This is a genomic window from Streptococcus sp. SM5, from assembly GCF_027497975.1.
The window spans coordinates 162,937-188,290 of sequence record NZ_JAJNSC010000004.1 but is presented as its reverse complement, the minus strand read 5'-3'; the positions used below and the strand labels follow the sequence as shown (position 1 = coordinate 188,290).

Genomic DNA, 25,354 nt, shown 5'->3' with positions numbered 1-25,354 from the left:
AGGAGAAGGTTCTTTTGGGATTTTAAAGGAAATAATATGAAAAAATATGTTTTTATGCGTATCTTGCGGTCGTTAGTTTCTATCTTTTTAGTAACGACCTTGATTTACACAATCATCTATACGATGGTTCCACGGAAGTTGATCTTCAAACAAGATACTAACTACAATAAAATTGCAACAACAGCTGATAAACGTGATAACTATGAAAATACCGTTTTTGAGCGTATGGGGTATATCGAATATTACGATACGAAAGAGTTGCAGGAAAAAGCTAGTAGCATTGACCCTTCTGTAACCGTTGATGCAAACGATACAAATAAAGCTATCTACGAAAAATATATCCAACAACTTGGTAACGGTTGGACTTTGGGTGTATTCACAGAGAGCGGACAATTCTATGCTACTCGTGAAATCCCTATTTTCGAGCGTGTGTTCAAATTCTATGCAAACTTGCTTGACATTGACCATACAAACAAGATTCAAGACCCGGAAAATCCTAATTTAGAGCGTTATTTGCGATTTGAAAACGATCCGGCTATTGGATGGTCTCTAGTAGGTTCAGGGACTAAACATAAATACCTCTTGTACTTCAACAGTCAATTCCCATTTGTTCACCAAAACTTTGTCAACTTGAACTTAGGAGATTCTTACCCAACTTATGCCAATACTCCTGTTCTTCAAGTTATCACACAAGGTCAAGGACAAACCAAGACTTCAGAAGTTCAATTCCCAACTGGTAAGAAAACATCATCAGTTAACATTTACTCAAGAACCTACAAATCTCCAAGTCAAGCAGATGCACGTGAAGTAGCAAACTATGGTAAGGATGATCCTTATACAGCTACTGAAAGTAATTATCAATATCCTTCAATGATTACAAGCTCTGCTATTACAGGTTTGATTGGTCTTGCTATTTCATACGCGATTGCAATTCCACTTGGTTCTGCAATGGCTCGTTACAAAAATACATGGATTGATAGTTTCTCTACAGGAGCTTTGACCTTCTTACTTGCTCTTCCAACGATTGCCCTTGTATACATCATTCGTTTGATTGGTTCTTCAATTGGATTCCCAGATTCATTCCCTATCTTGGGTGCTGGAGACTGGCGTTCATATGTTTTACCTGTAGTGATTTTGGGCTTGTTGGGTGCACCTGGTATGGCAATTTGGATTCGTCGTTACATGATTGACTTACAATCTCAAGACTTCGTTCGTTTTGCACGTGCAAAAGGTCTATCTGAGAAAGAAATTTCAAACAAACACATCTTTAAGAACGCTATGGTACCACTCGTTTCAGGTATTCCAGGTTCTATTATTGGTGTTATCAGTGGAGCAACTCTTACAGAAACAGTCTTCGCTTTCCCTGGTATGGGTAAAATGCTGATTGACTCTGTAAAAGCATCAAACAACAATATGGTTGTTGGTCTTGTCTTTATCTTTACATGTATTTCTATCTTCTCATTATTTGTAGGGGATATTTGGATGACTATGATTGACCCACGTATTAAACTGACAGAGAAAGGAGGCAAATAATGTCTACAATTAGTAATGATAAATTTCAATTTGTAAAACGTGATGATTTTGCCTCTGAAGCAATTGATACTCCTGCTTATTCATACTGGGGTTCTGTCTTTAGACAGTTTTTGAAGAAAAAATCAACAGTCATCATGCTCGGTATCTTGATTGCCATCGTTTTGATGAGTTTCATCTATCCAATGTTCTCAGATTTTGACTTTAACGATGTAAGTAAGGTAAATGATTTTAGTGCTCGCTATATCAAACCGAATGGTGAATATTGGTTCGGTACAGATAGTAACGGGAAATCTCTCTTTGATGGTGTCTGGTTTGGAGCTCGTAACTCTATCTTGATTTCTGTAATTGCGACCTTTATCAACCTTGTTATCGGTGTGATTGTAGGTGGAATCTGGGGTATTTCAAAATCAGTAGACCGTATCATGATGGAAGTCTACAACGTTATCAACAATATTCCATCGCTATTGATCGTTATCGTTTTGACTTACTCTATCGGAGCAGGTTTCTGGAACTTGATTTTTGCCATGAGTGTAACTACATGGATTGGTATTGCTTATTCAATCCGTATTCAAATCATGCGTTATCGTGATTTGGAATATAACCTTGCTTCTCAGACGCTGGGGACACCAACTTATAAAATTATAGTAAAAAATATTATGCCTCAGTTGGTATCTGTTATCGTGACGACTTTGACACAAATGCTGCCAGCCTTTATCTCGTATGAAGCTTTCCTTTCATTCTTTGGACTCGGATTGCCGATTACAGTTCCAAGTTTGGGACGTTTGATCTCAGATTATTCTCAGAACGTAACGACAAATGCCTACCTCTTCTGGATTCCATTGACAACTTTGGTCTTGGTTTCTTTATCACTATTCATTGTTGGACAAAACTTAGCCGATGCTAGTGATCCACGTACACATAGATAGGAGTAGAAATGACGAATAATAAAAATGTAATTTTATCTGCTCAAGATATTGTCGTGGAATTTGATGTTCGTGACAAAGTTTTGACCGCTATTCGCGGAGTTTCTCTTGAGTTGATTGAAGGAGAAGTTCTTGCCTTGGTTGGAGAATCTGGATCTGGTAAATCTGTTTTGACAAAAACATTCACAGGAATGTTGGAAGAAAATGGACGTATTGCTTTTGGTAACATTGATTACCGTGGTCAAGACCTAACAGCACTTTCTTCACACAAGGATTGGGAACAGATTCGTGGGGCTAAGATCGCAACGATCTTCCAAGATCCTATGACTAGTTTGGACCCAATTAAAACAATCGGAAGCCAAATCACCGAGGTTATCATTAAACATCAAGGTAAAACAGCTAAAGAAGCAAAAGAATTGGCTATCGACTATATGAATAAGGTTGGTATTCCAGATGCTGAAAAGCGTTTTGAGGAGTATCCATTCCAATATTCTGGAGGAATGCGTCAACGTATCGTTATCGCTATTGCACTTGCGTGTCGTCCAGATGTTCTTATCTGTGATGAGCCAACTACGGCCCTCGATGTTACTATTCAAGCTCAGATTATTGACTTGCTGAAGTCGCTTCAAAATGAATATCACTTTACAACTATCTTTATCACACACGACCTCGGTGTTGTAGCAAGTATTGCAGATAAAGTTGCAGTTATGTATGCTGGTGAGATTGTTGAGTACGGTACTGTTGAAGAAATCTTTTATGATCCTCGTCATCCCTATACTTGGAGCCTACTATCAAGTTTGCCACAGTTAGCTGATGATAAAGGAGAACTATATTCAATTCCAGGTACTCCTCCGTCACTATATACAGAATTAAAAGGTGATGCATTTGCTCTTCGTTCAGATTACGCAATGAAGATCGATTTTGAAGAAAAAGCACCTCAATTTGCTGTGTCAGATACTCATTGGGCTAAAACTTGGTTGCTTGATGAACGAGCTCCAAAAGTTGAAAAACCAGCAGTAATTTCAAATTTACATGACAAGATTCGTGAGAGAATGGGTCTTGTTCATCTAGAAAACTAGGAGGAAGGAAATGTCTGAAAAATTAGTAGAAATTAAAGACTTAGAGATTTCCTTCGGTGAAGGAAGCAAAAAGTTTGTAGCCGTTAAAAATGCTAACTTCTTTATCAACAAAGGTGAAACTTTCTCTCTAGTTGGTGAGTCGGGTAGTGGTAAAACAACGATTGGTCGTGCAATTATCGGTTTGAATAATACCAGTAAAGGGGATATCCTCTTCGAAGGTAAAAAGATCAACGGTAAAAAATCACGAGCTCAAGAAGCTGAAGTAATCCGTCGTATTCAAATGATTTTCCAAGACCCTGCTGCTAGTTTGAATGAGCGTGCAACGGTTGACTATATCATTTCTGAAGGTCTTTATAATTTTCATCTATTTAAGGATGAGGAAGAAAGACAAGAGAAAGTTAAAAAGATTATTAGTGAAGTTGGACTTTTGGCTGAACATTTGACACGTTATCCTCATGAGTTTTCAGGTGGACAACGTCAACGTATTGGTATCGCTCGTGCCTTGGTTATGCAACCTGACTTTGTTATCGCAGATGAGCCGATTTCAGCCTTGGACGTTTCAGTTCGTGCCCAAGTTTTGAACTTGCTCAAGAAATTCCAAAAAGAACTAGGCTTGACTTACCTCTTTATTGCCCATGACTTGTCAGTTGTTCGTTTTATCTCTGACCGTATTGCAGTTATTTACAAAGGGGTCATTGTTGAAGTCGCGGAAACGGAAGAATTATTTAACAATCCAATCCATCCGTATACTCAAGCTCTCTTGTCTGCAGTACCGATTCCAGACCCAATTTTGGAACGTAAAAAAGTCTTAAAAGTCTATGATCCAAACCAACACGACTATGAGACTGATAAACCATCTATGGTTGAAATCCGACCAGGTCATTATGTTTGGGCTAACCAAGCTGAATTGGAACGCTATAAAAATGATATGAAATAAGAAAAGGTTTTATAATTTTTGTAGATTCATTCTATGAAGATTATGAAACTTTTTTTCTTTTAGTTATAAAACTTGATTATCTTTAACAATTTGATATACTGAATACAATAAGAAGAAAGCGATTATGAGTGTGATTAACCAAGGGAGACTCAAATGGATCATCAACCAAATTTATTTACGGATCTTGCTAGAACTATTGGAGCATGCCTTTGGGTAAAGGGGATGGAAGTTTTAACTGAAAAGAAGGAATCAGAGCCAGAAGTGTTAGAGTTGACTAGATTTATTCTAGCTTTAAAACTAAGTTCCTCCTTACCAGGGATTCTTGGTCTTCCTAGAAAGGAAGATAAGAAATGAAATTGATTTGGGATATTCTATTTTTTATCTTGATTAAACCAATCATAATTTTAATAGAGATTATTTGGTATATTATTTGCTCTGTAGTATACAATTTCTTTATAGACATAGGGACATCAATTGTAGATTGGATTGTAAAATTACTTTAGTAATGAAGAAATTAGATGATAAAAAAGGATGGAAAAACCTCCATCCTTTTTTAATTTATTGCAATACTAGAGTTGAAGCTGATGATAACTTCGTAGAGTTTTTATCAGTTAGATTCTACTTAGTTTAGTTCAGGAGATACAGGATTAGGCAAGTGCTCAAAGGTAATTAGGTCTCCCTTTTGTGTCGTAAGTTGAATGCGGTTGTCTTTGATGTGGGTAGCTTGTACTTCCTTACCGTTAACCTTGATAAGGCTAGCTTCGATATTTGGATAGTCTACGACTAAGTCTCCACCTACATTAGAAAGGAAAGATAGCGTTTCAAGATTTTTTTCTTTCCATTTCATGCTGACTTCAAAGTTACCACGAGCTACTAGACCTGAGACTTGACCATCTTTCCATGCATCTGGAAGGGCTGGTAATGGAGCAATGTAGCCGGTATGAGACTGAAGGAGCATTTCTGCCATACCGCTGGTTGCACCAAAGTTTCCATCAATTTGGAAAGGCGCGTGCGTATCCCAGAGGTTTTCTAGAGTTGAAGACTTGAGCTGTTCAGCCAACAAACGGTGGGCACGATTTCCATCTAAGAGACGAGCCCAGAGGTTGATTTTATTGGCCTTAGACCAACCAGTTCCACCATCTCCACGATGGTTTAGGGTTGCGCGTGCTGCTTCCAGATATTCAGGCTGATCTTTGCCGAATAAGGTTCCTGGGAAGAGCCCAACCAGATGAGAAACGTGTCGGTGATGGTTTTCAATTCCTTCATTAGTGAATTGAGGACTGTCTTCTTCGTACCATTCCTTGATTCGGCCTTCTTGGTTGATATGAAGTGGTTTGAGCTTGTCAAATTTAGCCTTCACTTCTGTCACCAAATCTTGGTCGACATTGAGATGATTGGCCGCTTCCATATAGTCGTGGAATAACTGCCAAACTAGAGATTGGTCAAAGGTATTCCCAATCGTGATAGTTCCATGCTCTGGTGAGTAGGATGGAGAAGAAACCCAACGGTCACTAGATTTGTCGTAGTGCAAGAAGGAATTCCAGAACTTGGCTGTTTCCTTGAGCATTGGATAAATCTTTTCTTTGAGATAAGTTTCATCCTTGGTGAATTTGTAGTAGTCATAGACGTTTTGCATCACCCAAGCATTGGCAGCAGGAGACCAACCCCAATAGTAATTCCAACCTGGAGTTGTCCAGCCAAATGGTGTTGCCTGAGTATGAACCAACCAACCGTTTTCTTGGCCTTCTTTGGATTCGATACATGCATATTCTTTAGCAGCGATACGACCATAGTAGCGCATGTCATCAATATAATTGACCATTGGCTTAGCAGTTTCTGCAAGATTGTTCATGTAGGCAGGCCAATAGTTCATCTGAAGGTTGACATTGAGGTGGTAATCTGAGTTCCAAGGTGGATTGTCTACAGCATTCCAGACTCCTTGCAAGTTGGCAGGAAGGGCATCTGTCCGGTCACGAGAAGAACTGATGAGTAGATAACGTCCGTATTGGAAGAAGAGTTCTTCTAGTTGTTGCCCTTTTTCTGGGTTGTAGGTATGCAGAGCTTCTTTTGTAGTTTGGCTAGACTTGCTACCGCCAAGATTTAGTTGAACACGATTGAAGAGACTTTGATAATCCTTGATGTGGTTATTTTTTAGGGTTTCATAATCTTTTGCCTTGGCAGCTTCTACGATAGACTTGACAGTATTTTCTAGGTCAATATCCTTGCGATAGTTGGTTTTTGGATTTTGAGCAAAGTTGGTCTTGGCACTGAGTAAAAGGGAAGCATAGCTAGCTCCAGTGACAGTCAAATAGCCATCTTGGGCCGTAACCTGTCCATCTGTCTTGATTACAAGATAGGAAGCAAATTGAAGACCATTATCTTTGACACTGCCTTTGAGTAGAATACCGTTGGTATCGACATTAACACTTCCTTCTTTAAAATTTGATTCTTCCATAGAGTACTCTCCATTAGCAATCAAATCTTTTGTCAAGCTATTCCAGAGTGAAAAATCAAGGGTTTTATCCCCTTTTTTACTCAAGTGGATCACAGTAACATCGTCAGGATAGCTAGAGAAGGTTTCGCGTTTAAAGTTCGTACCGTCTTGGGTATAAGAAGTGGTCGAGATGGCCTCAGAAATATCTAAACCACGATGATAGTCGGTAACATTCTCCAAGCCTTTCTTTTGGTTGTTAAAGACCATAAAGATATCACCAAAAGATAAGTAACGACCATACTGAGCATTGTTTGGTCCGACTAGGTTGCGCTCCGCTAATTGTTTTGCTTTTTGGCGGTTTCCTTCTTCTAATGCCTTACGAATTTCTGCTAAAACCTTATAGCGGTCTTGATAGTTCCCCCCATTGTAATCGATGCTATCTGGCTGCGGTCCACCAGACCAGAGAGTTTTTTCGTTGTATTGGATTCTTTCCTCACCGATTAATCCGAAAACCTTGGCACCCATTTCTCCATTTCCGACTGGGAGGGCTTGTTTTTCCCATCCATCATAAGAAGGAACAGTTGGTTGGTCGTATATTAGTTGATAGTTATTTTTATTTTTCATAGTTTTTTTATTATTGAAGCAAATAGTATAGTGAATTCTATGCTTTTACTATAGCAGACACATTAACTTATTGCAAGGTTTTAAAGGCCTCATTTGTTTATTTTAAGGACAGTGTATATTCTAGATTTTATAATGGATAGTAAGCAAGCCTTTTTTATAGGTGAAGTGAATTAAAATGTTGCAGAGTTGCTTTCTGAAAGCGCAAATCAAACTAGTCAGCAGTGGGACTTTATGGTATAATATAGTAGACTTTAAAAGAAACAGGAGAAATATTATGGATCTTATTTTAGCGATTATCTTGATTGTTTTAGCTTTTCTAGGAGGTGCTCTTGGAGGCATGTACTTGGTGCGTAAACAAATTGAAAAAGAATTTGCTGACAACCCACGTCTGAATGCAGAAGCAGTTCGTACCCTTTTGAGTGCTAATGGTCAAAAACCAAGTGAAGCTAAGGTACAACAAGTGTATCACCAAATTATTCGTCAACAAAAAGCAGCTCTTGCTAACAGCAAAAAGAAAAAATAAAAGCTTCTTGTCACTATAAATAGGAAAAGTCTGGGATGAAAGTTCCAGACTTCTCACTATGTTCACATTTATTGAAGTTTGAAGCATTTTGCTTGCATTCTATTGATATTTGATTATGATTAAGAGGGAGACAGTTGGAACTTTACCAAACTGTCAGAAATTTCAGTAAGAAATGTAATGATAATGAACTATCAATCAGAAATATAAGACTAGAAAGAAGACTATATGGATAATCGACCAATTGGTTTTTTGGATTCGGGTGTCGGAGGCTTGACGGTTGTACGTGAACTCATGCGCCAGCTTCCCCATGAAGAAATCGTCTATATTGGAGATTCAGCACGGGCACCCTATGGTCCTCGTCCTGCTGAGCAAATTCGTGAATACACTTGGCAACTGGTCAACTTTCTTTTGACCAAGAATGTCAAAATGATTGTCATTGCCTGTAATACTGCAACAGCAGTTGTCTGGGAAGAAGTCAAAGCTAGGTTGGATATCCCTGTCCTGGGTGTCATCTTACCGGGTGCATCAGCGGCTATCAAATCCAGCCAAGGTGGTAAAATTGGTGTAATCGGAACACCTATGACTGTATCATCTGACATCTATCGTCAGAAGATCCATGATTTGGATCCAGATTTGCAGGTTGAAAGTCTGGCTTGTCCCAAATTTGCTCCTTTGGTTGAGTCAGGTGCTCTTTCAACCAGTGTGACCAAGAAGGTGGTCTATGAAACCTTGCGTCCATTAGTGGGCAAGGTAGACAGTTTGATTTTGGGTTGTACCCATTATCCACTCCTCAGACCCATTATCCAAAATGTGATGGGGCCTGACGTAAAACTGATTGATAGTGGTGCAGAGTGCGTGCGGGATATCTCTGTCCTACTCAATTATTTCGAGATTAATCGTGGCCGCGATGCAGGGCCTTTACAACACCGTTTTTATACGACTGCAAATAGCCATAGTTTTGCCCAAATTGGAGCCGAATGGTTAGAAAAAGAGATTCATGTGGAGCATGTAACATTATGACAAACAAAATTTATGAATACAAGGATGACCAGGACTGGTATGTAGGTGTCTGGGACGTCTACGGTGGAATCTATAGCCTCATAAAAGATCCTCTTGATCTCGATTTTATGGATTTGGCTCGCATTTTCCGTGATGAGGAAAATGGTTTTCCAATCACGATTACGGTAATGCGCTGGTCTTCCAACTTCCGCTTGCTATCTTTTATCGTTGAGATTTTAAATGCAGAAGCAGGTCGAAACTTGGAAGTCATTCAACGCCAAGGTGCCTTGCTCTTAGTTGAAAATGGAAAACTCTTGCATGTTGAATTACCTAAAGAAGGAGTCGATGTGGAATCCTTCTTTGAGACAAACAAGGTCAGAGAAACTTTGCTGATTGCGACTCGTAACGAGGGTAAAACCAAGGAATTTCGTGCTATCTTTGACAAGCTAGGCTATGATGTGGAGAATCTTAATGATTATCCAGATCTGCCTGAAGTTGCTGAAACTGGTATGACTTTTGAAGAAAATGCTCGCCTCAAGGCTGAAACCATCTCCAAATTGACAGGTAAGATGGTTTTAGCTGATGACTCTGGACTCAAAGTCGATGTGCTTGGTGGTCTACCAGGCGTTTGGTCGGCTCGCTTCGCAGGAGTCGGAGCAACCGATCAAGAAAACAATGCTAAACTCTTACACGAATTAGCCATGGTCTTTGAACTCAAGGACCGCTCAGCGCAATTTCACACAACCTTGGTCGTTGCTAGCCCAGGTAAGGAAAGCTTGGTTGTCGAAGCTGATTGGCCAGGCTATATTAACTTTGAACCTAAGGGTGAAAATGGTTTTGGCTATGATCCGCTCTTCCTAGTAGGAGAAACAGGCAAGTCATCAGCTGAATTAACCCTTGAAGAAAAAAATAGTCAATCTCACCGTGCCTTAGCCGTTAAGAAACTTTTGGAGGTATTTCCATCATGGCAAAGCAAACCATCATTGTAATGAGTGACTCCCATGGAGATAGCTTGATTGTAGAAGAAATACGTGACCGCTATCTTGGGAAAGTTGATGCCATTTTTCACGATGGTGACTCGGAGCTTCGCCCAGATTCTCCACTCTGGGAAGGGATTCAGGTAGTCCGAGGGAATATGGATTTTTATTCAGATTACCCAGAACGTTTGGTGACCCAACTAGGTCCAACTAAGATTATCCAAACTCATGGCCACTTGTTTGATATTAACTTTAATTTTCAAAAATTGTATTTCTGGGCACAAGAAGAAGAGGCAGATATCTGTCTCTATGGTCACTTGCATGTTCCAAGTGCTTGGATGGCGGGGAAGACCCTCTTTCTAAATCCAGGTTCTATTAGTCAACCACGTGGGACCATCAGAGAATGTCTCTATGCTCGTGTGGAAATTGATGATAGCCATTTTAAAGTAGATTTTTTGACACGTAATCATGAGGTTTATCTAGGCTTGTCCAAGGAGTTCGCTCGATGATTGCCAAGGAATTTGAACTATTTTTACTGGAGCAAGAAGAGACTTTTTTGACACCTGCGGAAAATTTGGCTGTCTTAATTGATACCCACAATGCAGATCATGCAATCCTCTTGCTTAGTCAGATGACCTATAGTAGGGTTCCAGTAGTAACAGATAAGAGGAAATTTGTCGGAACAATTGGACTTAGAGATATTCTGGCCTATCAAATGGAGAATGGCTTGAGTCAAGAGGCCATGGCGGATACAGACATTGTTCATATGACTAAAAAGGATGTTGCAGTAGTAGAGCCAGATTATCGTCTCACGGATGTATTACACAAGCTAGTGGATGAGTCTTTCTTGCCAGTCGTTGATAAGGATGGTATTTTCCAAGGGATTATCACGCGGAAGTCAATCCTCAAGGCTGTCAATGCTCTCCTGCATGATTTTAGTAAGGAATATGAGATTCGAAGCAAATGAGAGAATGGATTTTAACATTTTTAGAAGAAAAACAAAATCTATCTAGTAATTCTAAACAGTCTTATAAGTATGACTTGGAGCAGTTTTTAGATCTTATTGGAGAACGAATTTCTGAGACAAGTTTAAAAATCTACCAAGCTCAACTATCAAATTTTAAGATTAGTGCCCAAAAGCGTAAAGTTTCTGCTTGTAATCAATTTCTCTTCTTTTTGTACCAAAAAGGAAAGATAGGCACCTTTTATCGTTTGGAATTGCCGAAACAGGCTGAGAAAAAACAAGTCAAGTCAGAGCTTTTAGACTTGAGTTCTTTCTGGCAAGAAAGTACCTATCCAGAAGGGCGTTTAATAGCCTTATTGATAGTTGAATTGGGCCTCTTGCCTAGTGAAATTCTAGCCATAAAAATAAGTGATGTGAATCTAGATTTTCAAGTGTTGAGAATCAATAAAGCTTCTCAACAAAGAATCTTGAGTCTTCCCACAAAATTACTTGCAGAGTTAGAACCCTTGATGGGACAGACCTATCTCTTTGAAAAAGCGGGGAAACCGTACTCCCGTCAATGGGCCTTTCGTCAGTTGGAATCTTTTTTAAAGGAAAAAGGATTTGCAGATTTATCGGCTCAAGGATTGAGAGAACAGTTTATACTGAGACAAATTGAAGAAAAGGTTGACTTGTACGAAATCGCTAAAAAGTTAGGATTAAAAACAGTCATGACCTTAGAAAAATATAGATAATGGATATTAAATTAAAAGATTTTGAAGGGCCTTTGGACTTGCTCTTACACTTGGTTTCAAAGTATCAGATGGATATCTATGATGTACCGATTACAGAAGTTATCGAGCAGTATCTAGCCTACATATCAACTTTACGAGCCATGCGTTTAGAAGTGGCAGGAGAGTATATGGTGATGGCTAGCCAACTGATGCTAATCAAGAGTCGCAAGCTCTTACCAAAGGTTGCAGAAGTGACGGATTTAGAGGATGACCTTGAGCAGGACCTCCTTTCTCAGATTGAAGAATACCGCAAATTTAAACTTTTGGGAGAGCAGTTGGAAGTCAAGCACCAGGAACGAGCTCAATATTACTCAAAAGCACCGACAGAGTTAATATACGAGGATGCAGAACTTGTGCATGATAAGACGACGATTGATCTTTTCTTAGCCTTCTCAACTTTATTGACCAAGAAAAAGGAAGAATTCTCGAAAAATCATACAACTATTTTACGAGATGAGTATAAGATTGAGGATATGATGGTTATCGTCCGAGAAGCCATGGTTGAAGGTCAACAATTATGCTTGCAGGATTTGTTTAAAGAAACCAAGGATTTGCAAGAGGTTATTACACTCTTTTTAGCGACCCTGGAGTTGATTAAAACCCAAGAAATTCTCTTGATTCAAAAAGAGAGTTTTGGAGATATCTATCTCATGAAAAAGAAAGACGAAAATCAAGTAGAGCAAAGTCAGGCTTGATAGAGAGGAAGTATGAGTACTTTAGCAAAAATAGAAGCGCTCCTGTTTGTAGCGGGGGAGGATGGCATTAGAGTCCGCCAGCTGGCGGAGGTTCTATCGCTTCCACCAACAGGAATTCAGCAAAGCTTAGAAAAATTAGCCAAAAAGTATAAAAAAGATCAGGATTCTAGTCTAGATTTGATTGAGACAGGTGGTGCTTATAGATTGGTGACCAAGACTCAATTTGCGGGTGTTTTGAAGGAATATTCTAAGGCGCCCATCAACCAGAGCTTATCTCGGGCCGCCCTTGAAACCTTGTCCATCATTGCTTATAAGCAACCTATCACACGTATAGAAATCGATGCTATTCGTGGGGTTAATTCAAGCGGAGCTCTAGCTAAGTTACAGGCCTTTGATTTGATAAGAGAAGATGGGAAAAAAGAAGTTCTTGGACGACCTAATCTCTATGTAACTACGGATTATTTTCTAGATTACATGGGTATTAACCATTTGGAAGAATTGCCTGTGATTGACGAGCTTGAAATTCAAGCGCAAGAAAGCCAATTGTTTGGTGAAAGGATAGAAGAAGATGAGAATCAATAAATATATTGCCCACGCAGGAGTGGCCAGTAGGAGAAAAGCAGAGGAGTTGATCAAGCAAGGCTTGGTAACCGTCAATGGACAGGTAGTACGTGAATTAGCGACAACCATTAAGTCAGGCGATAAGGTTGAGGTTGAAGGTCAACCCATCTATAACGAAGAAAAAGTCTATTATCTGCTTAACAAACCACGTGGAGTGATTTCCAGTGTGATAGATGACAAGGGACGTAAGACGGTTGTCGATCTCTTACCCAATGTCAAAGAGCGTATTTACCCTGTGGGTCGCTTGGACTGGGATACCTCAGGTGTTTTGATTTTGACCAATGATGGTGACTTTACCGATGAGATGATTCACCCTCGTAATGAGATTGACAAGGTTTATGTTGCGCGTGTGAAAGGAATTGCTAACAAAGAAAATCTCCGTCCCTTGACTCGTGGTCTTGAGATTGATGGCAAGAAAACGAAGCCAGCGGTTTATGAGATTCTTAAAGTAGATCCTGTTAAAAATCGTTCTGTTGTACAGTTGACCATCCATGAAGGACGTAACCACCAGGTTAAAAAGATGTTTGAAGCAGTTGGGCTTCAAGTGGATAAGTTGTCTCGGACACGTTTTGGACATCTAGACTTGACAGGTCTTCGTCCAGGAGAATCACGTCGTCTCAATAAAAAGGAAATTAGCCAACTACATACCATGGCTGTAACAACTAATAAATAATGAAACGAATTTTAATTGCGCCTGTGCGCTTTTACCAACGCTTTATATCCCCTGCATTCCCACCTTCTTGTAGATTTGAGCCAACTTGTTCAAACTACATGATTCAGGCTATTGAAAAGCATGGATTTAAGGGGGTTCTGATGGGATTGGCACGGATATTACGATGTCATCCTTGGTCTGAAATAGGTAAGGACCCCGTACCAGATCACTTTTCTTTAAAGAGAAATTCAAAATAAAAAGAATCACGACTGTGATTCTTTTTTGGTGTAGATAGATCTATAGATTGATGATTTTCGCTACCCTTCTCCTATAAAAAGTGGTAAAATGGTTGAAAGAAAGAAGGGATAGAAATGACAACATTATTTTCTAAAATCAAAGAAGTAACAGAACTTTCTGCTATCTCAGGTCATGAAGCGCCTGTACGCTCTTATCTTCGTGAGAAAATAACTCCTCACGTGGATGAAGTAGTAACAGATGGCCTAGGTGGTATTTTTGGTATCAAACATTCAGAAGTTGCGAATGCACCTCGCGTCTTGGTAGCATCTCACATGGATGAAGTTGGTTTTATGGTGAGTGAAATCAAACCAGATGGAACCTTCCGAGTAGTTGAAATCGGTGGTTGGAACCCAATGGTTGTTAGCAGCCAACGATTTAAACTCTTTACGCGCCAAGGACGTGCAATTCCAGTCATCTCAGGTTCAGTACCTCCACATTTGACTCGTGGAACAGGTGGGCCAACCATGCCAGCTATTTCAGATATCGTCTTTGATGGTGGTTTTGCGGATAAGGCTGAGGCTGAGAGTTTTGGTATCCGTCCTGGGGACACCATCGTTCCAGATAGTAGCGCAATCCTAACAGCTAACGAAAAAAATATCATCTCAAAAGCTTGGGACAACCGTTACGGAGTTCTTATGGTGAGTGAGTTGGCAGAAAACTTGTCAGGTCAAAAACTAGGGAATGAGCTTTATCTTGGGGCTAATGTCCAAGAAGAAGTTGGACTTCGTGGTGCACATACATCAACAACCAAATTTGACCCAGAAGTATTTCTTGCAGTTGACTGCTCACCAGCTGGTGACGTTTATGGTGGCCAAGGTAAGATTGGTGACGGAACCTTGATTCGTTTTTATGATCCAGGTCACTTGCTTCTCCCAGGCATGAAGGATTTCCTTTTGACAACTGCTGAAGAAGCTGGAATCAAGTACCAATACTACTGTGGAAAAGGTGGAACTGACGCAGGTGCAGCTCATCTGAAAAATGGTGGTGTCCCATCAACAACAATCGGTGTTTGTGCCCGTTATATCCACTCTCACCAAACACTCTATGCTATGGATGATTTCCTTGAAGCACAAGCATTCTTACAAGCCTTGGTTAAAAAATTGGATCGTTCTACAGTAGATTTGATTAAAAACTATTAAACAGAAAAAATGGAGGTAATAGGTATGGAAGAACCAAACCTAGAAACCTTGATACGGGATCTTTACAATTATGCCCGTCAAAACCTGAGTGAAGATCTAGTGCTTGCACTGGTAGAGACTGCTAAGCAATTGCCCAGTACCAATGAGCGATTGCTAGCGGTACGGCTATCAGGTCTGATCACTCTTGAACTTCTCAAGAATCCCAAGACCCCAGCGCCAGAGTTAGTCAATCTGGCCCGCTTTATCAGAAGAGAAGAAGACAAGTACAGAGGAACTGCAACTTCTGCTCTAATCTGGGGTGAAATCTTTAAAATGCTTTGATTCCATTTGGTATCAAAGTTTTTTTATTAAGGAATCAAAGATAGTTTTGACTGTTAAGGAGAAGAAAAAAGCCCCCAAGAAAAAGGGGCTTTTTGTCTATTAAATTTGTTCAGCGATGACTTTTTCAGCAAGGTTCATAGCGTGGTCTGATACACGAGTGTAGTGGGAAATGATATCGATAAAGTTGACCCCGGCTTGGGTAGAACATTCGCCACTGTTTAAGCGTTTGATATGAGTCTTACGAAGTACACGTTCCAGATTGTTGATATCTTCATGACGTTCGATAAGAGCTTTCGCTTTTTCGAGATCATTATTTTCGACACTCTCAAGAGCATCTTTGACGAATTCACTAGTTTTAAGATAAATCTCTGCTAGTTCTTCTAAGGCAGCCTCAGAGAATTGAACATTCTTGCGTTGTAAGTAATCATTAAGATTGAGCAGGGCTTCTGCGTGGTCTCCGATACGTTCCAAGTCTCGTGAAGAGTCAAGGATATTTGTTAAGACTTCACTCTCTTTTTGGCTCAAAGCTTCACCAGATAAACTAATGAGGTAACGAGTCAATTTTTCATCAATGGTATTGATAGCTTCTTCAGTCTTATGTCCCTTTTCTGCAACTTTTTCATTAGAGTTGATGATATAGTCGTAAGAGAGGTCAAAGGCTTTCGCAGCATAATTACCTAAGTGTAGAAGTTCTTTTTTAGCATTTCCAAGAGCGATAGATGGAGCTTGTTTGATTAGTTGTTCATCAAGGTAAAGTGGCTCGTATTTGACAACTTCGTCTTCTCCAGGGATAAGTTTGGTTACCAAGAAGGCAAGAGCTCCGATGAATGGAAACTGAATGATTGTATTGGTAATGTTGAAGGTTCCGTGGGCGAAGGCAATGGTCATTTCTGGAGCTAGATTTAAGAAACTCTCAAACCATTGGATTAAAGATGTAAATGGAACGAGAAAGATAATACAGATAACTGTTCCAATGACGTTGAAGGCCACATGGGCTGCTGCCACACGTTTGGCTGCAATATTAGCACCCAAGGAAGCAATAATAGCAGTTATGGTAGTTCCGATGTTATCCCCAAAGAGAACTGGTAGGGCTCCTTGAAGGTCAATCAGATTGCTAGCGTAGAGATTTTGTAGAATCCCGATGGTCGCTGAGGAGGCTTGAATCAGAAGGGTTAAACCTGTTCCGACAAGAACACCCAAGATTGGATTTTTACTAAGTTCTACCATGTAGTCTTTAAAGACTTGTAAATCCTTAAGGGGTTCCATAGCGCCACTCATAAGATTGAGGGCAAAGAAGATACCACCGACACCAAAGACAATTCGTCCGATGTTATTGATGGTTCTATTTTTTGTGAAGAAGAGACAGACTGCTCCGAGAAAAAGCATAGGTAATGCGTAGTCTCCCAGTTTAAATCCAATGATGAAGGACGTAACGGTTGTTCCAATATTGGCTCCCATGACAATCCCAATAGCCTGGCGTAAAGTCAATAGTCCAGCACTAACCAGACCAACTGTAATAACTGTAACACCTGAACTCGATTGAATCAGGGCAGTCATTCCAATTCCAACTAAAATTCCAAAGAAAGGATTGCTAGTATATTTGTCAATGTAAAATCGAAGACGATCTCCAGCTGCTTGTTGCAAACCGTCCCCCATGGTCTTGATACTATATAAGAATAGTCCCAGACCACCTAAAAAGTGAAATGCAATTTCCTGCCAATTAATGGACATTTTCTTTTTCCTCCGAAAACTAATCGCGGAATCTCTCCCATTCTATTTTAAAGGATTCTAAGCAATCTCACAAGTAGTAAATAGTAAATTTTAATAAAAATGTAACGAATCTTTTATTAAAAAGTATCATTTAGTTGGGATATTATTATTCCAACTAGTAAGCATTTAATAATTTTTTGGATGAAAATTTAAAATTAGTGAGAGTTCCGATTATCTAACAATCACTAGTTTTATACTCTTATTTTAAAGTAACAGACTAATCGAGAAAGAGAAAAGTTTAAGGTTTTTCTATCTCTTTTGCTGATTTTGTGATATAATTAACACATAAAAAAAATAAGGAGTCTTTTCAAATGACAAAATTGACTGTTAAAGATGTTGAGTTGAAAGGGAAAAAAGTTCTCGTTCGTGTTGACTTCAACGTACCTGTAAAAGATGGCGTGATTACTAACGACAACCGTATCACTGCAGCTCTTCCAACTATCAAGTATATCCTTGAACAAGGTGGACGTGCAATCCTCTTCTCTCACCTTGGACGTGTAAAAGAAGAAGCAGATAAAGAAGGTAAATCACTTGCTCCTGTAGCTGCTGACTTAGCTGCTAAGTTGGGGCAAGAAGTTACATTTATCCCAGGTGTTACACGTGGTGCGGAATTAGAAGCAGCTGTTAACGCTCTTGAAGATGGACAAGTTCTCTTGGTTGAAAACACTCGTTACGAAGATGTTGATGGCAAGAAAGAATCTAAAAACGATCCTGAACTTGGTAAATACTGGGCATCACTTGGAGATGGTATCTTCGTAAACGATGCATTCGGTACAGCTCACCGTGCACACGCATCTAACGTTGGTATCTCAGCAAACGTTGAAAAAGCAGTTGCTGGATTCCTTCTTGAAAATGAAATTGCCTACATCCAAGAAGCAGTTGAAGCTCCAGAACGTCCATTCGTGGCTATCCTTGGTGGTTCAAAAGTTTCAGACAAGATCGGTGTTATCGAAAACTTGCTTGAAAAAGCTGATAAAGTTCTTATCGGTGGTGGGATGACTTACACATTCTACAAAGCACAAGGTATCGAAATTGGTAACTCACTTGTAGAAGAAGACAAATTGGATGTTGCCAAAGCTCTTCTTGAAAAAGCTAACGGTAAATTGATCTTGCCAGTTGACTCAAAAGAAGCGAATGCATTTGCTGACTACACTGAAGTGAAAGACACTGAAGGTGAAGCAGTAGACCCAGGATTCCTTGGTTTGGATATCGGTCCTAAATCTATCGCTAAATTTGACGAAGCTTTGACTGGTGCGAAAACAGTTGTATGGAACGGACCAATGGGTGTATTTGAAAATCCTGACTTCCAAGCTGGTACAATCGGTGTAATGGACGCTATCGTGAAACAACCAGGCGTTAAATCAATCATCGGTGGTGGTGATTCAGCTGCCGCAGCGATCAACCTTGGTCGTGCAGACAAGTTCTCATGGATCTCTACTGGTGGTGGAGCTTCAATGGAACTTCTTGAAGGTAAAGTTCTTCCAGGACTTGCAGCTTTAACTGAAAAATAAGAATATAAAAAAGGAGGCTGGGACAAAAGTCCTAGCCTCTCAATTGTCTTTGGATTTTCGAGCAGGACGCAGTGGTTGAGTGGGCTCTACTACGCTGATTTCATCAGCTTTTACAACCCTACTCAACTGTGCGGAGGTGGGACGACGAAATCGAATTCTAACGAGTTACCGATTTCTGTCCCACTCTCTTTTTTGCGCTCTTTTAAAGTTTGAGAGTAGCGAGGGATAATTGGACAGAATCCAAAAAAAACAGTAAAATAGAGAAATACCAATATAAATGAAATTTGAGTAATAATCGTGGAAAAAAGAGACAATCATACAAAAACAGCTATTTGCGGTATTATCAATGTCACCCCAGATTCTTTCTCTGATGGGGGCCAATTTTTTGCTTTTGAAGAAGCCTTAAAACAAGCTCGAAAATTGATTGCTGAAGGTGCCACTATTTTAGATATCGGTGGAGAGTCTACTCGACCTCGACCTGGAAGTAGCTATGTTGAGATTGAAGAGGAAATCCAGCGTGTGGTTCCAGTCATTAAGGCTATCCGTCAAGAAAGTGATGTTCTGATTTCGGTAGACACTTGGAAAAGTCAAGTTGCAGAAGCAGCTCTAAAAGCTGGTGCCCATATAGTCAATGACATTACTGGTCTCATGGGTGATGAGAAGATGGCTGATGTGGTTGCTAAAGCTGGAGCTCAGGTAGTCATCATGTTTAATCCAGTCATGGCACGCCCTCAGCACCCTAGTTCACTTATCTTCCCTCATTTTGGCTTTGGAGAGCCTTTTACAAAGGAAGACTTAGATGAGTTTGAAAAACTACCAGTAGAAGAATTGATGACAGCTTTCTTTAACCGTGCTCTAGAAAGAGCGGAAAAAGCAGGAGTTTCGAAAGAAAACATCATGCTGGATCTAGGGATTGGCTTTGGCTTGACCAAAAAGGAAAACCTCATACTTCTACGTGACCTTGATAAATTACACGAGATGGGCTATCCTATCTTTTTAGGAGTCTCTCGCAAGCGCTTTGTCATCAATATTCTGGAAGAAAATGGTTTTGAAGTAAACCCGGAAACTGAAGAAGGCTTCCGCAATCGTGATACTGCTTCAGCTCATGTGACTAGTATCGCTGCTAGGCAGGGTGTAGAAGTGGTGCGTGTACACGATGTAGCCAGCCACAAGATGGCAGTTGAAATCGCATCAGCCATTCGTCTGGCAGATGATGCGGAAAATTTAAACTTGAAACAGTATAAATAAGATGAATAAAAACGAAACGAATCAGTGGATAACTAACTACCGGACAGACCAACCGCATTTTGGTTTGGAGAGGATGGTGAAGCTATTAGCCTTACGTGGCAATCCCCATCTGAAACTCAAGGTTATCCATATCGGAGGAACCAATGGGAAGGGATCTACTATAGCCTTTTTGAAGAATATGTTGGGAGAGATGGGGATAAGAGTTGGAGTCTTTAGCTCACCCTATCTGATTCATTACACGGATCAGATTGCCATTAATGAGGAATCTATCCCAGAAGCAAGATTAGAGACCTTGATGGTAGACTATCGCTCACTACTTGAGGGGGAGCATGCTCATGATTTGCAGGGAACGACAGAGTTTGAGATTATCACTGCTATAGCCTATGACTATTTTGCTTCTGAGCAAGTGGATGTAGCTATTATGGAAGTTGGTATGGGCGGACTTTTGGATAGTACCAATGTTTGTCAGCCTATCCTAACAGGTATTACGACTATTGGCCTAGATCACGTAGCTTTACTAGGGGATAGCTTGGAAGCCATCGCAGAGCAGAAGGCTGGAATTATCAAACAAGGAGTTCCCCTGGTAACGGGGAATATTGTCCCAGAAGCCTTGGCGGTCATCGGCCAAATCGCGAAAGCGAAAGAGGCTCCTAGGCTTGTTTATGGGGAAGATTATCAAGTCAGTCATCAAGGGAGTGTGGGGACGGGAGAAGTCTTTGACTATACAAGCCCGCTTAGACAAGGTCGCTTTCAGACAGGATTGCTGGGTTTGCACCAGATAGAGAATGCTGGGATGGCACTAGCTTTACTAGATAGGTACTGCCATGAGAGTGGACGAGAATTACCAGAAAATGACTTGTTGGCTCAAGCCTTAGAAGAAACAAGTTGGCCTGGACGCTTTGAAGTTGTTTCTAGAAGTCCTTTGATGATTTTAGATGGGGCACACAACCCCCATGCTGTCAAGGCTTTGTTAGCTACTTTGGAAGAACGATTTGCTGATTATCACAAGGAAATACTTTTTACATGTATCAAAACCAAGGCCTTGGAGGATATGTTAGACTTGCTAGGAACTTTGCCAGATACTGAGCTGACATTGACTCACTTTGATGATGGTCGAGCGACAGACGAAGAGGTGCTAAAAGAAGTGGCCCAGTCTAGAAAGCTTAACTATCAAAGTTGGCAGGCATTTCTAGATCAAAAAATGACAGATGATGAAGAGAAAAAAACAGTTAGGATAGTAACGGGCTCCTTGTATTTCTTGAGCCAGGTAAGAGCCTATCTGATGGAGAGGAAAAACTAGAGAATGGATACACAAAAAATTGAGACGGCTGTAAAAATGATTATCGAGGCAGTCGGTGAAGATGTCAACCGCGAAGGCTTGCAGGAAACTCCTGCACGTGTAGCTCGCATGTACCAGGAGATTTTTTCAGGACTTGGTCAAACTGCGGAGGAGCATTTGTCAAAATCCTTTGAAATTATTGATGACAATATGGTAGTAGAAAAGGATATCTTTTTCCATACCATGTGTGAACATCACTTCTTGCCATTTTATGGGAAAGCTCATATCGCCTACATTCCAGACGGACGTGTGGCAGGTTTGTCAAAGCTAGCTCGTACTGTGGAAGTTTATGCTAAAAAGCCACAGATTCAAGAACGCTTGAATATCGAAATTGCAGACGCCTTGATGGAGTATTTAGGGGCCAAGGGAGCTTTTGTTGTCATTGAAGCAGAGCATATGTGTATGAGCATGCGTGGTGTTAGAAAACCAGGAACTGCAACTTTGACAACAGTGGCACGTGGTGTATTTGAGACAGATAAGGATCTCCGAGACCAAGCTTATCGTCTGATGGGACTATAAATAATCCGCTTCAAGTGAATTTTTCTAGAAAGGACTAGTTATGGATCAACTGCGAATTAAAGATCTAGAAATTTTTGCCTTCCATGGAATTTTTCCTAGTGAGAAAGAACTGGGGCAAAAGTTTGTCATTTCAGCTAGCTTATCCTACGATATGACCAAGGCTGCGACAGAGTTGGACTTGGAGTCTTCTATACACTACGGAGAACTGTGTCAACAATGGACGACTTGGTTTCAGGAAACCACTGAGGACTTGATTGAAACAGTCGCCTACAAACTTGTAGACCGTACATTTGAGACTTACCCTATCGTTCAAGAGATTGAGCTGGAGCTGAAAAAACCATGGGCGCCTATTCATCTACCACTAGATACCTGTTCAGTAACCATTCATCGTCGTAAACAACGAGCTTTTATCGCTCTAGGAAGTAATATGGGTGATAAGACAGCTAATCTCGAGCAAGCGATTGATAAAATGCGAGCTCGTGGCATCCATGTTCTCAAGGAGTCTAGCGTAATTACGACTGAACCTTGGGGCGGGGTAGAGCAAGCTAGCTTTGCCAATCAAGTCATTGAAGTGGAAACCTGGTTGCCAGCTCCAATCTTGTTAGAAACCTTGTTGGCGATTGAGTCAGAAATGGGACGAGTTAGAGAGGTACATTGGGGACCACGCTTGATTGACTTGGATTTGCTATTTGTAGAGGACCAAGTGATCTATACTGACGCCCTCATCTTGCCACATCCCTATATTCCCGAGCGTCTCTTTGTCCTAGAATCCCTTCAAGAAATAGCTCCGCATTTTATTCATCCAGTGCTAGGACAACCGATTCGTCACTTGTATCAAGAATTGAAAAAATAAAAAAACCTAGTTTCCTAAACTAATTGTTAGGATGCTAGGTTTTTTAATAAAGTTCATTTTCTTCTGGGAGAAGGATAGTTTCCTTTCCATCCATATCTAAAACAATTACTTTAGGTGGATAGAGAGGATCAAAAGGGTGGGTGAAGTCAAAATCAATGATTGTAGGTAGATGTTGACTTGAAAATCGGAAGGTAATAGCTCCATTGCTATTTAAGAGTCGAAACTCTAGCTCATCTTCTAACTCAAAAACATGTTTTAGGAAATGGTCAATAATATACCAAATGGAGTCGATGACATCGTCTGGTAAGTTTGTTGCGATACCAAAACTTGCACAACGTCTATGAGAATCTGTAAAAGCCATCCATACCTCCAACTCGTTTTCTTATTATCATACTGCAAAATGGTGTAAAAATCAAGAAAAGTTTGTTGTAAAAAACTGAAGGAAATAAGAATTTTAAATAAAAATTTATTAAATGCTTGAAAATGCTTACAACAAGTGATAGAATGAAAATGGTACAAACATGAAAACAAAATTTTCAATAGAGAAAGGAACCGGAATGAACACAGATGATACAGTAACAATTTATGACGTTGCCCGTGAAGCAGGAGTTTCGATGGCGACAGTTAGTCGTGTTGTTAACGGAAATAAAAATGTTAAAGAAAACACTCGAAAGAAAGTCTTAGAGGTTATTGAACGTCTAGATTATCGTCCTAATGCAGTAGCTCGTGGCTTGGCAAGTAAGAAGACAACAACTGTTGGAGTTGTCATTCCAGATATTACAAATACATTTTTTGCCACTCTAGCAAAAGGTATTGATGATATTGCCGAAATGTATAAATACAATATTGTCCTTGCTAATAGTGATGAAGATGATGAAAAAGAAGTATCGGTGGTTAATACCCTCTTCTCAAAACAGGTTGATGGTGTCATCTTTATGGGCTATCACTTAACAGAAAAAATCCGTTCAGAATTCTCACGTTCACGAACGCCTGTAGTTTTGGCAGGAACTGTGGATGTAGAGCATCAACTTCCGAGCGTTAATATTGATTATAAGACTGCTACTGCAGATGCTGTTCGTCATTTGTTGAAGCGCAACAAAAAAATTGCCTTTATCAGTGGTCCATTAGTAGACGATATTAATGGGAAAGTGCGCTTGGTTGGATATAAGGATGCATTGAAAGAAGCGGGTATCAACTATAGTGAAGGTCTTGTCTTTGAGTCAAAATACCGCTATGATGATGGTTATGCTTTAGCAGAGCGATTGATTTCTTCAAAAGCAACAGCAGCTATTGTTACAGGTGATGAATTGGCTGCAGGAGTCTTGAATGGATTGGCCGACCAAGGAATTTCTGTGCCAGAAGAATTTGAAATTATCACCAGTGATGATTCACAAATCGCACGCTATACAAGACCAAATCTAACGACTATTGCTCAACCTTTGTATGACTTAGGTGCAATCAGTATGCGTATGTTGACTAAGATTATGCATAAAGAAGAGTTGGAAGAAAGAGAAGTGCTACTTCAACATGGCTTAACAGAGCGTCGATCAACTCGTAAAAAATAAAAAAATAAACTCAGGAAATTGTTAAGTTTCCTGAGTTTTTCTTATCCTTCCATATATTCTCTAAGTTCATCACCTTTGAGTCCAGCATTAATCGCGATAAGGAGTTTTAGGCGAGCTTTTTGAGCATTCAACTCTTTAACGAAAAAGACACCTGATTTTCGCAAACAAACCCCTCCTCCGTCGTAGGCATAGACAGGTTCGGCGATACCATTAAAACAGCGAGAAACTAGAGCGATTGGTAGTCCTTCTTGAATGAGGGACTTCAATTTTTGCGCAGTTTCTTTTGGAACATTGCCAGCTCCAAAGGCTTGAATAATCAGCCCGTCTAGTTGGTCAATAGGAAGTAAATCGAGCAGTTCGTCGGTCATGCCTGCATAGACTGGAATGATAGGAACTAAACCTTTAATAGAATGAAGGTCAAAACGGACACGGGATTCAGCAGTTTTGAAATAGAGAATTTCCTGTTTCATAATGAGTCCAAGGGGGCCATGAGTAGGCGTTTGGAAAGTCCCGACATTAGTAGTGTGGGTCTTGGTAACATACTTGGCGGCGTGGATTTCGTCATTCATAACGACCAGTACACCTTTGTCGGTTGCTTTCTCATCACTGGCCACTCGTAAGGCGCTCAGGTAGTTATAAACTCCGTCACTTCCAAGTTCATTGGAACTTCTCATAGCTCCAGTTAACACGATAGGGATTTGAGGAATATCCATAGTATCAAGAAAATAAGCTGTTTCTTCAAGGGTGTCAGTTCCATGTGTAATAACCACTCCATCAAAAGATGCCGCCTCTTGCTTGATTTTATGATAAAGGGCTAACATATGTTTAGGTGTAATGTGGGGACTGGGTAAATTTAAAAAATCTAGGGAACGGACCTGGATACCTTCTAGGGGATTTAAGACATGATTCATAGGATTGTCCGAACTAGTTCTGACAGCACCTGATTCGTCTGCTTGCATAGAAATAGTGCCACCGGTGTGTAAAACGAGGATTTTCTTTGTCATGATTCACTCACTTTTTCTGAAATATGGTATAATCATTGTATCATAAAAGAAAGG

The 25,354-nt window shown here is 40.2% G+C and carries 26 protein-coding genes and 1 pseudogene; 23 read left to right on the top strand and 4 right to left on the bottom strand.

Going from position 1 to position 25,354, the window contains the following annotated elements:
* Window positions 1-36 precede the first annotated feature (36 nt).
* The 5 genes from PAN07_RS04795 to PAN07_RS04775 all read left to right on the top strand — a co-directional run bounded on the left by PAN07_RS04795 (window position 37) and on the right by PAN07_RS04775 (window position 4,826).
* Window positions 37-1,533, top strand: a complete 1,497-nt coding sequence (locus PAN07_RS04795) for an ABC transporter permease (RefSeq protein ID WP_036752263.1) — start codon at window positions 37-39, stop codon at window positions 1,531-1,533.
* Entirely contained in the window at window positions 1,533-2,459 is a 927-nt protein-coding gene (oppC, locus tag PAN07_RS04790; protein WP_036752266.1) for an oligopeptide ABC transporter permease OppC, read from the top strand. Before PAN07_RS04795 ends, oppC begins: the two co-directional genes overlap by 1 nt.
* 8 nt (window positions 2,460-2,467) lie before the next feature.
* The gene (locus tag PAN07_RS04785; RefSeq protein ID WP_269797298.1) at window positions 2,468-3,535 is read left to right on the top strand and encodes an ABC transporter ATP-binding protein; all 1,068 of its coding nucleotides are present in this window, start codon (window positions 2,468-2,470) and stop codon (window positions 3,533-3,535) included.
* Between the two features lie 10 nt (window positions 3,536-3,545).
* Window positions 3,546-4,472 carry an ATP-binding cassette domain-containing protein gene (locus tag PAN07_RS04780; RefSeq protein WP_269797297.1) on the top strand — a complete coding sequence of 309 codons (927 nt, stop codon included), beginning with the start codon at window positions 3,546-3,548 and terminating at the stop codon, window positions 4,470-4,472.
* Window positions 4,473-4,625: 153 nt separating this feature from the next.
* Window positions 4,626-4,826 carry a mechanosensitive ion channel protein MscL gene (locus PAN07_RS04775; protein ID WP_269797296.1) on the top strand — a complete coding sequence of 67 codons (201 nt, stop codon included), beginning with the start codon at window positions 4,626-4,628 and terminating at the stop codon, window positions 4,824-4,826.
* Between the two features lie 301 nt (window positions 4,827-5,127).
* Here PAN07_RS04775 and PAN07_RS04770 read toward each other — a convergent pair.
* Window positions 5,128-7,515, bottom strand: a pseudogene (locus PAN07_RS04770) (glycoside hydrolase N-terminal domain-containing protein); the annotation flags it as partial.
* 289 nt (window positions 7,516-7,804) lie between these two features.
* Between PAN07_RS04770 and PAN07_RS04765 the strand changes: the two are divergent.
* From PAN07_RS04765 to PAN07_RS04710, 12 genes are all read left to right on the top strand, one after another.
* Window positions 7,805-8,053: a YneF family protein gene (locus tag PAN07_RS04765; RefSeq protein WP_269797294.1), complete on the top strand. Its 249-nt coding sequence runs from the start codon at window positions 7,805-7,807 to the stop codon at window positions 8,051-8,053.
* Between the two features lie 225 nt (window positions 8,054-8,278).
* On the top strand, window positions 8,279-9,073 hold the full coding sequence (gene racE, locus PAN07_RS04760) for a glutamate racemase (protein WP_269797293.1): 795 nt from the start codon (window positions 8,279-8,281) through the stop codon (window positions 9,071-9,073).
* Complete coding sequence (locus PAN07_RS04755; protein WP_269797292.1) at window positions 9,070-10,041, top strand: nucleoside-triphosphate diphosphatase; 972 nt, start codon at window positions 9,070-9,072, stop codon at window positions 10,039-10,041. Before racE ends, PAN07_RS04755 begins: the two co-directional genes overlap by 4 nt.
* Entirely contained in the window at window positions 10,017-10,538 is a 522-nt protein-coding gene (locus PAN07_RS04750; protein ID WP_269797291.1) for a metallophosphoesterase, read from the top strand. Before PAN07_RS04755 ends, PAN07_RS04750 begins: the two co-directional genes overlap by 25 nt.
* Window positions 10,535-10,996, top strand: coding sequence for a cyclic-di-AMP-binding protein CbpB (gene cbpB, locus PAN07_RS04745; RefSeq protein ID WP_269797290.1), 462 nt, complete (start codon window positions 10,535-10,537; stop codon window positions 10,994-10,996). The genes PAN07_RS04750 and cbpB overlap by 4 nt, the downstream gene beginning before the upstream one ends.
* Window positions 10,993-11,727, top strand: coding sequence for a site-specific tyrosine recombinase XerD (gene xerD, locus PAN07_RS04740; RefSeq protein ID WP_269797289.1), 735 nt, complete (start codon window positions 10,993-10,995; stop codon window positions 11,725-11,727). The genes cbpB and xerD overlap by 4 nt, the downstream gene beginning before the upstream one ends.
* The gene (locus PAN07_RS04735) at window positions 11,727-12,461 is read left to right on the top strand and encodes a segregation/condensation protein A (RefSeq protein ID WP_269797288.1); all 735 of its coding nucleotides are present in this window, start codon (window positions 11,727-11,729) and stop codon (window positions 12,459-12,461) included. Before xerD ends, PAN07_RS04735 begins: the two co-directional genes overlap by 1 nt.
* Before the next feature lie 12 nt (window positions 12,462-12,473).
* Window positions 12,474-13,043 (top strand): SMC-Scp complex subunit ScpB, encoded by a 570-nt coding sequence (scpB, locus tag PAN07_RS04730; protein ID WP_269797287.1) that lies wholly within the window; start codon window positions 12,474-12,476, stop codon window positions 13,041-13,043.
* A complete protein-coding gene (locus tag PAN07_RS04725; RefSeq protein WP_269797286.1) occupies window positions 13,030-13,755 on the top strand; it encodes a pseudouridine synthase in 726 nt (241 codons plus the stop codon). The genes scpB and PAN07_RS04725 overlap by 14 nt, the downstream gene beginning before the upstream one ends.
* A complete protein-coding gene (gene yidD, locus PAN07_RS04720) occupies window positions 13,755-13,991 on the top strand; it encodes a membrane protein insertion efficiency factor YidD (protein WP_025170542.1) in 237 nt (78 codons plus the stop codon). The genes PAN07_RS04725 and yidD overlap by 1 nt, the downstream gene beginning before the upstream one ends.
* Window positions 13,992-14,105: 114 nt before the next feature.
* Entirely contained in the window at window positions 14,106-15,170 is a 1,065-nt protein-coding gene (gene pepA / locus PAN07_RS04715; RefSeq protein WP_269797285.1) for a glutamyl aminopeptidase, read from the top strand.
* 24 nt (window positions 15,171-15,194) lie between these two features.
* The gene (locus tag PAN07_RS04710; RefSeq protein WP_269797284.1) at window positions 15,195-15,491 is read left to right on the top strand and encodes a bacteriocin immunity protein; all 297 of its coding nucleotides are present in this window, start codon (window positions 15,195-15,197) and stop codon (window positions 15,489-15,491) included.
* Window positions 15,492-15,590: 99 nt separating this feature from the next.
* Here the strand turns inward: PAN07_RS04710 and PAN07_RS04705 are convergent, their stop codons facing one another.
* Window positions 15,591-17,222, bottom strand: coding sequence for a Na/Pi cotransporter family protein (locus PAN07_RS04705; RefSeq protein WP_269797283.1), 1,632 nt, complete (start codon window positions 17,220-17,222; stop codon window positions 15,591-15,593).
* A gap of 350 nt (window positions 17,223-17,572) precedes the next feature.
* Between PAN07_RS04705 and PAN07_RS04700 the strand changes: the two genes are divergently transcribed.
* The 5 genes from PAN07_RS04700 (at window position 17,573) to folK (ending at window position 22,731) form a co-directional block, all read left to right on the top strand.
* Window positions 17,573-18,772: a phosphoglycerate kinase gene (locus PAN07_RS04700; protein WP_269797282.1), complete on the top strand. Its 1,200-nt coding sequence runs from the start codon at window positions 17,573-17,575 to the stop codon at window positions 18,770-18,772.
* A 297-nt stretch (window positions 18,773-19,069) separates the two neighbouring features.
* A complete protein-coding gene (gene folP, locus PAN07_RS04695) occupies window positions 19,070-20,020 on the top strand; it encodes a dihydropteroate synthase (protein ID WP_214262418.1) in 951 nt (316 codons plus the stop codon).
* Between the two features lies 1 nt (window position 20,021).
* Complete coding sequence (locus PAN07_RS04690; protein ID WP_269797281.1) at window positions 20,022-21,320, top strand: folylpolyglutamate synthase/dihydrofolate synthase family protein; 1,299 nt, start codon at window positions 20,022-20,024, stop codon at window positions 21,318-21,320.
* Window positions 21,321-21,323: 3 nt separating this feature from the next.
* Window positions 21,324-21,878 carry a GTP cyclohydrolase I FolE gene (gene folE / locus PAN07_RS04685; protein ID WP_269797280.1) on the top strand — a complete coding sequence of 185 codons (555 nt, stop codon included), beginning with the start codon at window positions 21,324-21,326 and terminating at the stop codon, window positions 21,876-21,878.
* Between the two features lie 40 nt (window positions 21,879-21,918).
* The gene (gene folK, locus PAN07_RS04680) at window positions 21,919-22,731 is read left to right on the top strand and encodes a 2-amino-4-hydroxy-6-hydroxymethyldihydropteridine diphosphokinase (RefSeq protein ID WP_269797279.1); all 813 of its coding nucleotides are present in this window, start codon (window positions 21,919-21,921) and stop codon (window positions 22,729-22,731) included.
* Between the two features lie 43 nt (window positions 22,732-22,774).
* On the opposite strand, the gene PAN07_RS04675 is transcribed toward folK, so the two are convergent.
* The gene (locus PAN07_RS04675) at window positions 22,775-23,092 is read right to left on the bottom strand and encodes a DUF960 domain-containing protein (RefSeq protein WP_075566264.1); all 318 of its coding nucleotides are present in this window, start codon (window positions 23,090-23,092) and stop codon (window positions 22,775-22,777) included.
* A 196-nt stretch (window positions 23,093-23,288) separates the two neighbouring features.
* Between PAN07_RS04675 and ccpA the strand changes: the two genes are divergently transcribed.
* Window positions 23,289-24,296 (top strand): catabolite control protein A, encoded by a 1,008-nt coding sequence (gene ccpA, locus PAN07_RS04670; protein ID WP_142558440.1) that lies wholly within the window; start codon window positions 23,289-23,291, stop codon window positions 24,294-24,296.
* Window positions 24,297-24,337: 41 nt separating this feature from the next.
* On the opposite strand, the gene PAN07_RS04665 is transcribed toward ccpA, so the two are convergent.
* Entirely contained in the window at window positions 24,338-25,300 is a 963-nt protein-coding gene (locus tag PAN07_RS04665; protein ID WP_269797278.1) for an asparaginase, read from the bottom strand.
* Window positions 25,301-25,354 lie beyond the last annotated feature (54 nt).